Annotated in this window: 11 protein-coding genes and 2 rRNA genes; 9 read left to right on the top strand and 4 right to left on the bottom strand. The window is 54.4% G+C overall.

The window, feature by feature from the left end; translation table 11 throughout:
• Nucleotides 1-18: 18 nt before the first annotated feature.
• The 4 genes from ABMA60_RS15090 (at nucleotide 19) to ABMA60_RS15075 (ending at nucleotide 3,178) form a co-directional block, all read left to right on the top strand.
• Nucleotides 19-630 carry an alpha/beta family hydrolase gene (locus ABMA60_RS15090; RefSeq protein ID WP_392804640.1) on the top strand — a complete coding sequence of 204 codons (612 nt, stop codon included), beginning with the start codon at nucleotides 19-21 and terminating at the stop codon, nucleotides 628-630.
• Nucleotides 631-856: 226 nt separating this feature from the next.
• Nucleotides 857-1,339, top strand: coding sequence for a peptidylprolyl isomerase (gene slyD / locus ABMA60_RS15085; protein ID WP_392804637.1), 483 nt, complete (start codon nucleotides 857-859; stop codon nucleotides 1,337-1,339).
• A gap of 109 nt (nucleotides 1,340-1,448) precedes the next feature.
• Nucleotides 1,449-2,558 carry a GGDEF domain-containing protein gene (locus ABMA60_RS15080; protein ID WP_392804634.1) on the top strand — a complete coding sequence of 370 codons (1,110 nt, stop codon included), beginning with the start codon at nucleotides 1,449-1,451 and terminating at the stop codon, nucleotides 2,556-2,558.
• Nucleotides 2,559-2,596: 38 nt separating this feature from the next.
• Nucleotides 2,597-3,178, top strand: a complete 582-nt coding sequence (locus tag ABMA60_RS15075) for a hypothetical protein (RefSeq protein WP_392804631.1) — start codon at nucleotides 2,597-2,599, stop codon at nucleotides 3,176-3,178.
• A gap of 28 nt (nucleotides 3,179-3,206) precedes the next feature.
• Here the strand turns inward: ABMA60_RS15075 and cls are convergent, their stop codons facing one another.
• Both cls and ABMA60_RS15065 read right to left on the bottom strand, forming a co-directional pair.
• A complete protein-coding gene (gene cls, locus ABMA60_RS15070) occupies nucleotides 3,207-4,643 on the bottom strand; it encodes a cardiolipin synthase (protein ID WP_392804628.1) in 1,437 nt (478 codons plus the stop codon).
• Nucleotides 4,644-4,730: 87 nt separating this feature from the next.
• Nucleotides 4,731-5,528 carry an SDR family NAD(P)-dependent oxidoreductase gene (locus ABMA60_RS15065; RefSeq protein ID WP_392804625.1) on the bottom strand — a complete coding sequence of 266 codons (798 nt, stop codon included), beginning with the start codon at nucleotides 5,526-5,528 and terminating at the stop codon, nucleotides 4,731-4,733.
• 112 nt (nucleotides 5,529-5,640) lie between these two features.
• On the opposite strand from ABMA60_RS15065, the gene ABMA60_RS15060 reads away from it, so the two are divergent.
• The 5 genes from ABMA60_RS15060 to ABMA60_RS15040 all read left to right on the top strand — a co-directional run bounded on the left by ABMA60_RS15060 (nucleotide 5,641) and on the right by ABMA60_RS15040 (nucleotide 9,894).
• Nucleotides 5,641-6,909, top strand: coding sequence for an RsmB/NOP family class I SAM-dependent RNA methyltransferase (locus tag ABMA60_RS15060; RefSeq protein WP_392804622.1), 1,269 nt, complete (start codon nucleotides 5,641-5,643; stop codon nucleotides 6,907-6,909).
• Nucleotides 6,910-6,974: 65 nt separating this feature from the next.
• Nucleotides 6,975-7,712 carry a glucosaminidase domain-containing protein gene (locus ABMA60_RS15055; protein WP_392804620.1) on the top strand — a complete coding sequence of 246 codons (738 nt, stop codon included), beginning with the start codon at nucleotides 6,975-6,977 and terminating at the stop codon, nucleotides 7,710-7,712.
• A gap of 60 nt (nucleotides 7,713-7,772) precedes the next feature.
• Nucleotides 7,773-8,969 carry a pyridoxal-phosphate-dependent aminotransferase family protein gene (locus ABMA60_RS15050; RefSeq protein WP_392804618.1) on the top strand — a complete coding sequence of 399 codons (1,197 nt, stop codon included), beginning with the start codon at nucleotides 7,773-7,775 and terminating at the stop codon, nucleotides 8,967-8,969.
• 41 nt (nucleotides 8,970-9,010) lie between these two features.
• The gene (locus ABMA60_RS15045) at nucleotides 9,011-9,493 is read left to right on the top strand and encodes a DUF2306 domain-containing protein (protein ID WP_392804616.1); all 483 of its coding nucleotides are present in this window, start codon (nucleotides 9,011-9,013) and stop codon (nucleotides 9,491-9,493) included.
• 50 nt (nucleotides 9,494-9,543) lie between these two features.
• Nucleotides 9,544-9,894, top strand: a complete 351-nt coding sequence (locus ABMA60_RS15040) for a hypothetical protein (RefSeq protein WP_392804613.1) — start codon at nucleotides 9,544-9,546, stop codon at nucleotides 9,892-9,894.
• 303 nt (nucleotides 9,895-10,197) lie between these two features.
• Here the strand turns inward: ABMA60_RS15040 and rrf are convergent.
• A 5S ribosomal RNA gene (gene rrf / locus ABMA60_RS15035) occupies nucleotides 10,198-10,313 on the bottom strand.
• A 223-nt stretch (nucleotides 10,314-10,536) separates the two neighbouring features.
• Nucleotides 10,537-11,846: ribosomal RNA gene (locus ABMA60_RS15030) — 23S ribosomal RNA — on the bottom strand; the annotation flags it as partial.

The following is an 11,846-nucleotide window of genomic DNA, read 5'->3' as shown; positions in this document are numbered from 1 at the left end:
AAAGTGTAAGGAAAAACCATGCTGACTAACGGACCAGAACAGGGCCCAACCTTGATTCTCGCTCATGGCGCAGGTGCTGCCATGGATTCTGATTTTATGAATCTGCTGGCCGAAGGTTTAGGCCAGGCAGGAATCAAGGTGCTTCGGTTTGAGTTTCCCTATATGGCGCAGCGGCGCGAAACGGGCAAGAAACGACCACCCGATAGGGCTCCCAAACTGTTGGATAGCTTCGCTGATGTCCTGAGTAGCCAAGGTACTCAACCGATATTTATCGGCGGTAAATCCATGGGCGGACGCATGGCCACCCTGCTCGCCACTGAGCGGCAAGTCGCCGGTGTTTGTGTTTATGGTTATCCCTTCCATCCAGCCGGCAAAGCCGAAAAGCAACGCCTTGACCATCTGCCCGACATTGGTTGCCCGGTACTCATCTGTCAGGGTGAACGCGATGCCCTGGGCAATCGCCCTGAGGTTGAAAGCTATGACCTGCCACACAATATCGAACTGCATTGGCTGCCTGACGGTGATCACAGTCTTAAACCGCGCAAGGCCAGTGGGCTGACGCTGATGGATAATCTGAACAGCGCCATCCGACAAACGCGCGCCTTTATCGATCAGCATTCAGCACTTTAACACTGATCAAACGGCTTCAGATGGGCTCTATTCTTTTCTGGCCGCCGCGCCACTGGTATTCTTGCAGCTGTCTCGACGCCGTCGCATCTGTGCTCCTTGACCATCCATATTGAGATGGTCCTCACTGGCCCGGACCGCAACCGGACCGATGTCGGGGCCTACAAGGCCTATCAGGCCATAAATTCTCGGGCCGCGAACGCGCGGCCACCTCCAACAGGAGTTTCCTATGAACATTGCTGACCAATGCGTTGTCTCCATCCACTATGAAGTCAAGGATGAAGACGGCGTCGTCGTCGATTCCTCCAAAGATCGCGAGCCGCTGGTCTATCTGCATGGCCACCGCAATATCATTCCGGGCCTGGAAAATGCGCTGGCGGGCTTGAAAAAAGGTGACGACTTCGACGTAACCGTCGCCCCCGAAGAAGCTTATGGCGAACACCAGGAAGGCTTGGTCCAGTCCGTGCCCAAAGAAGCTTTCCAGGGTGTGGAAAAAGTCGAAGAAGGCATGGTTTTCACCGCCCAGACTGAAAACGGCCCGCTGCAGGTCACCGTTACTGAAGTTGCCGACGAAACCGTCCAGGTTGACGGCAACCATCCGCTGGCCGGCAAAGCGCTGAGCTTCACCGGCAAGGTTGAAGAAGTTCGCGAAGCTTCTGCCGAAGAACTGGAACACGGCCACGTTCATTCCGGCGACGATCACGATCACTGATCGACACCCGTCAAGGCGCCGCCAGGCGCCTTGACAACCTTTAGACCTTAGGGTCAATCTCACCGCTGAAGATTGATCTGCGTTCCTTCCATCAGCGGGAGATTCAAGCGTGAAAGCCTGGCCTATGGCAGTGCCCAGCGATGCGCAACTGCAAGAGCTCGCCACTCGCATCATGTTATGGGCGCTTCTGCTGATCTATCTGCTTTACGCCATACTGTTACGGCTGACCGACACCAACCCCACAGCAGCACTCTTTCCGCTGGTGTGCGCGGGCCTGCATCTGTTCGGAATCGTCGGTTTCTATTTTGGCAAAACCCTGTTTGCGTCGGTGTGGATGACGCTGGTGGTGTTGCTCGATATCACCATCATCAATATTTACGGTTTTACTGAAAGCCAAGGAGCCGAATACTATTTCATTATGATACCGGCGTTGATTTTTATGGTGCTGCCACCGCAACAACGCGAATGGCAGATCAGTCTGTTAACGCTCACTCTGGCCTTGCTCAGCCTGTGTTTTATGCTGCCTGAACCCAGCGAACCCTGGTTTATTATTTCTGACCAGCAAATTCACAATTTTAAATGGCTCGACCTGGTTGTTTGCTTACTGTGCATGGCAGTTACCTGCCGTTTCTTTATTCATCGCCTATTGCAGCAACGGGCACAATTGGAACGATTAGCGCTGATCGATACGCTGACCGGTTTACCCAATCGCCATGGGCTGATGCAACAACTGGCTGGTTGGTTTAATGAAGGCCGACCATTTTCGGTCTTTCTGTTAGACATCGAAGATTACCCCGAACTCAGCCGTCGCCTGGGGCAGGATGCTGGCGACCAATTGATTCGTAAACTGGTGCAACGGCTGCGTACCGAGACCACCGACAATCTCTTTATTGGGCGGTTCACTGAGCATCAGTTAATGCTTGCCAGTGATGTTGCCACTCAACCAAAAGCGGTATCGGAAATGGCTCAACAAATATATGACTCATCCGTCCGGCTGGCTTTCGATCTGGGCGGTCACAGCGAGCGCGTTCAGGTCAGTGTTGGTGCAACCTTGGCGAGCGCCAATGAACCACCCCATAGCCTTTTACAACGCCTGACTTCAGCGCTACAACAAGCCCGCGCTTTGACCCCCAGGGTGCACTTGATACTGGCGGAACCAGCCAAGGCAACGACTGAAATAGCCGCTAACCCCAATGTGCAACTGGCGCCCCCTTATTGAGCAATTCCCTGATCATTTATACACGCCGGATACTGGCTTTGATCGCACTGACAGCCATGCTGTGGCTGGTTTTTTTTGCCGACGGCAAAGGCCTGATCATGGATTGGCTGGCAGCGCGCGGACTCTCGCCTGGCTGGGTCATTATTGTAACCGCAGCCATTTACGCTCTGGCTCTGGCAGTCCCTTTTCTGCCCGCTGTTGAACTGGGTTGGATGGTGATGGCAGCGCTGGGAACCTCGGGCATTCTCGCTATCTGGGCAGCGACGCCACTGGGCTTGCTGATTGCTTTCGTACTCGGTCAGAACCTGCGTGACTGGCCAGTATTGCAGCGCCTGCAATATCGCTTGGATGAAGCATTTCAGACCGCTACTGACAATAGCCTGCATTCACGTCTGCTGCGTTTTGCCGAGCGTTATCTGGCAACACATCCTTACTGGGTATTGGTTATTTTGGTGAATCTGCCCGGCAACTGGATGATCGGTGGTGGTGGCGGTATTGGGCTGCTTGCAGGCGCGTCTGGCCTGTATCATCCGTTACGGTTCTTTCTGGTATTGATCCCAGCGACTGGGTTGGTCTCTGTCGCCATGCTGCTCGGCATCTACAGTCGCGCACCGCTGTAATCAGTGCTGCGCTGTTACTCTGGGATAACTACAACAACGGGCTGGCCAATTGCGCCAGATTTTCCAACACCCTTTTGTACAGGCGTCGCTTCCGCCACTCTTTTAATTCCAAGCGATGGCTGACTGCCAGATAACGATCAACCACACGACGCATATCAGCGTAGAAATCCGGATCATCCACCACCAAAGTCGCTTCAAAATTTAACCACAGCGAACGCATATCCAGATTCACCGAACCGACCAGCACCAGGTGATCATCGATAATGACGCTTTTGGTGTGCAGCATGCCTCCGGTGAAACGACGAATTTCCACGCCACTGTGCAGCAGGTCATCGAAAAACGACCGGCCCGCATATTGGGCCATGCGACTGTCGATACGACGCGGGATCAACAAGGTGACTTTTAAACCCCGTCGGGCGGCCGATTTCAGCGCCAATAACAACGCTTCTTCCGGCACGAAATAAGGCGTGCTGATAAAGACTTCCTGGCGGGCGTTATGAATAGCCGTCACCAATACCTGCAACAGAATGTCTTCTTCAAAGGCAGGACCTGTTGGCAGGAACTGCATCAGACTGCCGCCGGCCTGGGTTTGCTGCGGCCAGCTTAAGGCCTGCTCCAAACGCACCCCGGTTTCCATTTCCCAATCGAAAATCATGCTGCCTTGGATGATCGCCGCAATAGGACCTTCCAGACGCACCTGTAAATCCACCCAGGGACCAAAACCAGAATCCTTTTTGAACCAACGCGGATCAGCAAGATTCATAGAACCATTGTAAGCAACGCGATTATCGATGCTGACCAGTTTGCGATGCTGACGCAGGTCCATGCGTTGCATAAACATACGCAGCACATTGGCGTGCAGAACATCCAGAACTGCGATGCCAGAGGCGGTGATGGATTGGCATCTTTTACTGGATAAAAATTTATTCGATCCGACACTGTCGAGCAGTAAATATACGCCGACACCTCGTGACTGAGCAGCAACCAGCGCACTTAAAACTTCGCTCACTCGCCCACGATCTTCCAGAATATAAAATTCCATGAAGATCCATTCCTGAGCTTGCTCAATATCCGCCAATAAAGCATCGAAAACCGCATCGGCAGTATCAAGCGTTCGCCAGTGATTGCCTTCCAGTGCCGGGATACCGAGACTGCCGCGAGTCAGTTCCATAACCGGTCGTAACGGCGAGTTAATCGGCGCGGAAATATCTTGGCGGATGCTGACATCTTCCAGCCACTGATTATAAAAACGGAACTGAGTACGGGCGCGACCCGCTCTTAAGCGACCCAGATAACGCTCACCAAATAAAGCGTAGAGACTGATACCGAGCAAGGGCAAGGCATAGATCAGCAGTAACCAGGCCAGAGTGACGCCGACGCTCCGGCGGCGCATCAGAATGCGCAGACTCAAACCGATAAGCGCCGCCGCATAGAGCCACAGGCCCAGAGTAATTATCCAGTGCATGATGTTCTTCTAAGTGGAATTACCACCAAGCCTGCCGCCTTAACATCAGCAGTACAAGAGCGGCTTAGTGCGATAAATTCTGTTTTGTTAATCGGCACCGTAACGCGCCACGGTTGAACGTTTCATAAGCCCGTGCAGCCAGCGCATGGGCAGGTGACGCAATAGCACAACAATCAGGCGATAGTTCCAGCCGGGAATGCTAACGATGCGGCCACGGTGCAGGTCGCGCCAGGATTTTTGCACCACGGTGCGTGCACTCCAGGCACGCATTAAGCCTCTTGATCGATAAAATTTATCCGGATCAATGCCCAGCTTTTCGTGAAAATCGGTCACGGTAAAACCAGGGCTCAGTGCCTGTACTTTCAATCCCTGACGACCATAGCCCAGCGCCAGTGTCTCGGAAAAAGAGCGCACAAAAGCCTTGGTTGGACCATAAAGCGCGCTCTGTGGCGTCGGCAACCAGGACGCTACGGAAGATACATTGATCAGCGTACCGGATTGCGCCAATAACAACGGCAAAGCAGCATAGGTCAGTTCGCAGGTCGCCTGCACATGCACATCCAGCAACGCTTGCTGCTGCGGCCAACTGACATCACCGTAGCGGCCATCTTGGCTGTACCCGGCGTTATTGATCAACACATCCAAACGGGGCAAGGCTGCAATACGCCGGGCCAGCTCCTGGCGTTCGCTAGCCACAGATAAGTCGGCCAAGACAGGCTCCGCTGTGATACCGAACTGGCTTGTCAGGCGACTGCAAACTTCGGTCAATTCACGCTGGCGCCGGCCAACCAGAATCAGCGCATAACCCGCTTCGGCCAATAATTCGGCATAGGCCGCGCCGATACCGGAAGTACCGCCAGTAATCAGTGCCAATGGCTGTGTCATGATCGTGGGCTCCAAGACATGAGGATCCAGGCATCTTGCCAGAGCCTGACTGACTGTGCAGCCGGTATCGCCTGCTCTATACTGCGCCGCCCAGCCTGAATCCGGTTCTGTTATGACTGCACATTCCTGGCCGGGCTTTCGTTGGTCGCACCTATTCCGCCTGACTGAAGCTCTGCTCAAAGAACCCAACTGGCCATCCACAGATCGCTGGCTGGCAGAACGCTTTCGTTCCGAGCCAAAGTTTGGGCGCAAAGACAGAGCCTTCTACAGCGATGCTTTTTTCCGCTTGTGTCGCCAGGCCGCCGTACCTGTTTATTTGCAGCGTCGCTGGCAGGGTGAGACGAGCGAACCCGCGGTTGACCGACTCTGGCCGGAACTCAAACAAATGGCGCCGGCTGATATCTGGGTTTGGCTGGTATTACTCGATGGTGCGGACAATCAACTGCCACGAGAAATAACCGACGGCCCGCAACGACGCGCCTGGCTTGATTCATTCAGTGCCGACGACCGCGCCACCTTAAATCAATTACAAAGCGGCTGGCTGTCTGAATGGGATCACTGGTTAGTCCAACGAGCCCGAGCTAGTGACTGGAATGATGTCGACCAAACCACTTGGCTGACAATGCAAAACCAGCGGCCACCTCTGTGGCTGCGACTGGCGCGGGGTCACGAGAACCAAGCCGAAGCGAGTTTGCGCACAGAGGGGTTCGAGTGTCTCAACCGTAGCGATCAGGCCTTGGCAATCACCGCGCGTCCGGGTTTGGAACGCAGTCAAAGCTGGCAGTCAGGTTGGGTGGAAATTCAGGACAAGGCCAGTCAGGCAGTAGCAGCGGCAGTCGCATTACAGCCTGGTGAACGCTGTTGGGATGTCTGCGCAGGCGCCGGTGGCAAAGCGCTGGCCCTGCTTGATGCAGCACAACCCAACGGCGAGGTGCTGGCCACGGATATTCGTCCCGGCGCATTAAACCAATGCCGGCAACGGGCTGCCCGGCAGGGCCTGAACGGTTTAAACACGGCCGTCCTGGATGGCACTGCCAGTTTGCCGGATCAAGCGCCATTCGATGCAGTTCTGGTAGACGCACCCTGTACCGGCGCCGGTACCTGGCGGCGCAGCCCGGATGCGCGCTGGCGATTAACCTCAGCGCGCCTGGCAGAACTGAATGACACTCAGGACGCCTTACTCGCGCACGCCAGTAACGCCGTCAAAACCGGTGGGCGGTTGGTTTATGCAACCTGCAGTTGGCTGGTTGCCGAAAATGAAGACAGGGTGGCTCATTTTCTGGCTGCCCATCCGCACTTCACCCTGACAGAGCAACGACTGCTGGGCGCACCACAGGAAGACGCTGATACGCTTTTCGTTGCCGTTATGCAGCGCCACTGAGCAAGTCTGCTGCGAGCAATGTCAGCCTTGGTATACTGACCTGACATTCTCTGGTACGCAGCCGTATGACACGTCACTTTCCGATCGTCGGTCTGCTGCTGGTGCTGATATTGGCACTGGCTGCAGGACTGAGCACGCATCCCACCACACCGCAGGCGCCGGACTTCAGCAACTTCACTGATGGTGATGAACGCAAGGCCGCTTTTTTCGGTTATTTCAAACAATTGATCGATACAGAAAACGAAGCCATTCTCTCCAGTCGAACTAAATTATCGGCTGTTGTGGAAGCCAACCGGGCAACCTGGTTTGAGCGACTCTGGTTAAGCGCCCTGGCCCATCGTTATGAATTGGAAGACTTCGAAACAGATAATGCTGAGCACTGGCAGGTATTGTTAACCCACGTAGACATTATTCCGCCGTCTTTAGCTTTGGCTCAAGCTGCCAATGAAAGCGCCTGGGGCACATCGCGTTTTGCCCGCGAAGGTAACAATTATTTCGGCCAGTGGTGTTATTCACGCGGCTGTGGACTGGTACCGGAAGCGCGCGATGATGATGCCAACCATGAAGTCGCGCGTTTCGCATCAGCTCAACAATCCGTTCGTCGCTACGTGAATAATATAAATACCCACTATGCCTATGCCGAATTGCGTGAACGCCGCGCGCAATTGCGGGCAGCGGGTGAGCCGATTACCGGTTTGGCATTAGCGCCGACCTTGATCAATTACTCCCAGCGCGGTCAGGCCTATGTTGATGAGCTCGAAGCCATGATTCGCTTCAATGAATTGACCGCCTATGACGGTTAAGGTTGGCGTCATGCTAGTATCAAAGCAGTTATCCAGCGGTATCAAAGTGAGTCAAACACCATGTTAGATGTCCCCCAGATCGATAGCCTCAGTCGCATTTTGCCCGAAGAACCTTTGCTGATGATGGGCGCCGGACCGGTTCCCATTCCTGGGCCTGTTGCAGCAGCCAACGGCATTGTGATTAATCATCTGGGTGAATCGATGGCGCGCATCATCGACCAGGTCAAACGCATGGGGCGCTATATTTTCCAGACCGAATCGCCTTGGCTGATGGGTGTCGCCGGACCCGGTTCAGCAGCGATGGAAATGGCCGTAGCTAATCTGGTTTGGCCCGGCACTCGAGTGCTCAGTGTACGTAACGGTTTTTTCAGCCATCGCCTGGCCGAAATGGCCCGCCGTGCCGGTGGTGAAGTGGAAGAGCTGGAAATAGCGGATGGGCAGGGCGCCGATCCGGAAAACATTCGCCAAGTGTTGGAACGGTTCCGGCCATCGGTTATGACGCTGGTTCAGGGGGAAACCTCTAACACCACCCACAATACTGAATTGCCGCGCATCGCCCAACTGGCACACGAATACGACTGTCTGATCATCGTTGATGCGGTTTGTACGCTATCGACCATGCCGCTGGAAATGGACAACTGGAACATTGATGCTGTCATTACGGGTGGCCAGAAAGGCTTGAGTTCTATCCCCGGCGTTTCCTTAGTGGCCTTCTCAGAGCGCGCCTGGGCACGTATTTCTGATCGCCCGGTGCCTATGACTCACTGGACTCTGGACGCCACCCTGGCTACTCAGTTCTGGCACCGCGCTTCCTACCACTATACCGCCCCGGTTTCTGGCCTATTGGCACTGCATGAGGCTATGCGTTTAGTCTGCGAAGAAACACTGGAGCGGCGTTTTGAACGTCATGCCACGAGCAGCAGGGCATTGCAGGCCGGTATCCAGGCACTCGGATTAAACCTCTATGTTAAACCGCCAGCACGGCTGAACTCGGTAGTTGGCATTGAGTTGCCTGTCGGACTAGATGCAAAGCAGGTCTGTGATCATATTTCTCAACACTACCGCGTTGAGATCGCAGGTTCTTTTGGACCACCCATCGTTCGTATCGGCCAGATGGGTGAGCAATGCCGGGTTCATAACCTGTTTCGAACTCTGCATGCCTTAGGCTCTACCTTTAACGATCTGGGGCAATCGCTGGATGTGCCTTCGGGTATGGCAGAACTGGAAAACCAACTGCAACGACATTCACCGGAATAGACTGTTTGAAGACGCAGGGAAACTAACAACAGGGAGTCGCTATGACCGCTCAAAATCGCATCGCGTCGAGCCATTACGTCGGGTTGCTGTTACCTGCTGCGATCGCCAGCTGGCTATTGATTGAGTTGTTATTTTTCGTGATTCAACAACCAGTCTCAACAGTGACCACACTCCATGCCTGCGCTGCCCTGATTGCCGTCATCTTAGGCACGCTGGCATTAACTACCCGCAAGGGAAGTTGGCTTCACCGGTTATCCGGCTACTGCTGGGTTGTATTGTTGACCGGCGTTGCAATCTCATCCTTTTGGCTGCGCACTTTGCCTTGGTTCCCTGGCGGCTTCGGCCCCATCCACATCCTCAGCGTTTACACCCTGATCTGCCTGGTGTGTGGTGTCATCGCTGCGCGCAAACACCGCGTCAAAACCCATCGTTCTATTATGCTATGCACCCATTGGGGACTACTGGGCGCGGGGATTTTTACGTTACTACCACACCGCCTGATGGGCGTTATTGCCTGGGGCTGATCGCGCCGACAAGGTAGGTAACACTGAGAGACAGGTAGGGAGCACAACTCGTGAACGTACTCAGCTTAAGGTATTGCACCATCAGCCCTGAATCGAAGGCGCTGTTTCAGTTCTTCCACGCCCTTGGCCTGCCGACTGAATCTGAAATGGCATCAAGTGATCAAGGTGGCGTCTTTCTGGCTGGCGACAGCTGGATCGAAGTTTGGCCTGAAGGAGAAGGCATGCCGGCGGGTACTATGCTGCAACTGGTCGTTGATGACGCAGATGCATTCGCAGCACAGGCCAAAGAGCAAGGCCTTAACCCTCAGGGCCCTATGGAGGCTCACGGCGAACGGATCTACTTTCTTGAAGGTCCAAACGGACTGCCCGTCTCATTCCAGTCCAAAGTAAATGATCACTGATTCATTACCCCAAACTTATGGATCAGAAACGAGTCAATCTGAACCGGTGATCGAGTCATCGTCTCACGACTCGGATTCCGGGCAATAAAAAATCGATGTGTCGAACCACCCAAACCATTTCTGGCCTGGGGTTCGCAATAAAAGCTTGACGATGATCTGGGCGGCACTCCGTCGGCCGGCGCTACGGTTGGTCCGACACATCGGCTCGTTGAGTTCCGGAGTGCCGGCCAGGTCATCGTGGTGCTTGTGTTCTCCGAGCAATAAAAAACCCCGGACCATCTCTGGCCCGGGGCGGTATTAAAAGCTTGACGATGACCTACTCTCACATGGGGAAGCCCCACACTACCATCGGCGAGGCTGCGTTTCACGACTGAGTTCGGCAAGGAGTCAGGTGGTTCCACAGCTCTATGGTCGTCAAGCAAACTGGTTGGTGGCTGTTGTTTTTTGCTGTTTGCAACGAAGCCCTTTTTTAGTCGGCTCCTCTCAACAACGCACCCAATTCGCTCTGATTGACGGGTTTTCTCGTCTTTCTATCCAGCTAGCTGTCTTTCTCTCACTAGCTTTCTTCTGTCTGATCGTCCAAGTGTCGCTTCTGTAGCTCTATCTTTGCTGCTCAAGCCGCCAACACCCCTTGGGCGTTATATGGCCAAGCCGCACGGGCCATTAGTACTGGTCAGCTCAACGCCTCACAGCGCTTACACATCCAGCCTATCAACCAGGTCGTCTTCCTGGGCCCTTTAGGAGACTCGAAGTCTCAGGGAAAACTCATCTTGAAGGGGGCTTCCCGCTTAGATGCTTTCAGCGGTTATCCCGTCCGAACGTAGCTACCGGGCAATGCGATTGGCATCACAACCCGTACACCAGGGGTTCGTCCACTCCGGTCCTCTCGTACTAGGAGCAGCTCTTCTCAGTTTTCCAACGTCCACGGCAGATAGGGACCGAACTGTCTCACGACGTTCTAAACCCAGCTCGCGTACCACTTTAAATGGCGAACAGCCATACCCTTGGGACCGGCTTCAGCCCCAGGATGTGATGAGCCGACATCGAGGTGCCAAACACCGCCGTCGATGTGAACTCTTGGGCGGTATCAGCCTGTTATCCCCGGAGTACCTTTTATCCGTTGAGCGATGGCCCTTCCATACAGAACCACCGGATCACTATGACCTGCTTTCGCACCTGCTCGACCTGTCCGTCTCGCAGTCAAGCACCCTTGTGCCATTACACTAACCGCATGATTTCCGACCATGCTTAGGGTACCTTCGTGCTCCTCCGTTACTCTTTGGGAGGAGACCGCCCCAGTCAAACTACCCACCACACACGGTCCTCGCCCTGGATCACAGGGCTGAGTTAGAACCTCAAACTTGCCAGGCTGGTATTTCAAGGTCGGCTCCACATGGACTGGCGTCCACGCTTCTAAGCCTCCCAGCTATCCTACACAAACAAGTTCAAAGTCCAGTGTGAAGCTGTAGTAAAGGTTCACGGGGTCTTTCCGTCTAGCCGCGGATACACTGCATCTTAACAGCGATTTCAATTTCACTGAGTCTCGGGTGGAGACAGCGCCCCCATCGTTACGCCATTCGTGCAGGTCGGAACTTACCCGACAAGGAATTTCGCTACCTTAGGACCGTTATAGTTACGGCCGCCGTTTACCGGGGCTTCGATCAAGAGCTTCGCCTAAGCTAACCCCATCAATTAACCTTCCGGCACCGGGCAGGCGTCACACCCTATACGTCCACTTTCGTGTTTGCAGAGTGCTGTGTTTTTAATAAACAGTCGCAGGGGCCTGGTATCTTCGGCTGGCCTCAGCTCCAGTCGTAAAGACCTTCACCTAACGCCAGCGTGCCTTCTCCCGAAGTTACGGCACCATTTTGCCTAGTTCCTTCACCCGAGTTCTCTCAAGCGCCTTGGTATTCTCTACCTGACCACCTGTGTCGGTTTTGGGTACGGTTTCG

This window comes from Saccharospirillum sp. HFRX-2, assembly GCF_043196805.1.
Lineage (GTDB): Bacteria > Pseudomonadota > Gammaproteobacteria > Pseudomonadales > Natronospirillaceae > Saccharospirillum.
This window is presented reverse-complemented; position numbering and strand designations above follow the sequence as displayed.

Bases quoted from the DNA above. Each gene is read 5' to 3' on its own strand.
- ABMA60_RS15090 (WP_392804640.1), top strand. From the start codon at position 19: ATGCTGACTAACGGACCAGAACAGGGCCCAACCTTGATTCTCGCTCAT.
- slyD (WP_392804637.1), top strand. From the start codon at position 857: ATGAACATTGCTGACCAATGCGTTGTCTCCATCCACTATGAAGTCAAG.
- cls (WP_392804628.1), bottom strand. From the start codon at position 4,643: ATGCACTGGATAATTACTCTGGGCCTGTGGCTCTATGCGGCGGCGCTT.
- ABMA60_RS15065 (WP_392804625.1), bottom strand. From the start codon at position 5,528: ATGACACAGCCATTGGCACTGATTACTGGCGGTACTTCCGGTATCGGC.
- ABMA60_RS15060 (WP_392804622.1), top strand. From the start codon at position 5,641: ATGACTGCACATTCCTGGCCGGGCTTTCGTTGGTCGCACCTATTCCGC.
- ABMA60_RS15055 (WP_392804620.1), top strand. From the start codon at position 6,975: ATGACACGTCACTTTCCGATCGTCGGTCTGCTGCTGGTGCTGATATTG.
- ABMA60_RS15050 (WP_392804618.1), top strand. From the start codon at position 7,773: ATGTTAGATGTCCCCCAGATCGATAGCCTCAGTCGCATTTTGCCCGAA.
- ABMA60_RS15045 (WP_392804616.1), top strand. From the start codon at position 9,011: ATGACCGCTCAAAATCGCATCGCGTCGAGCCATTACGTCGGGTTGCTG.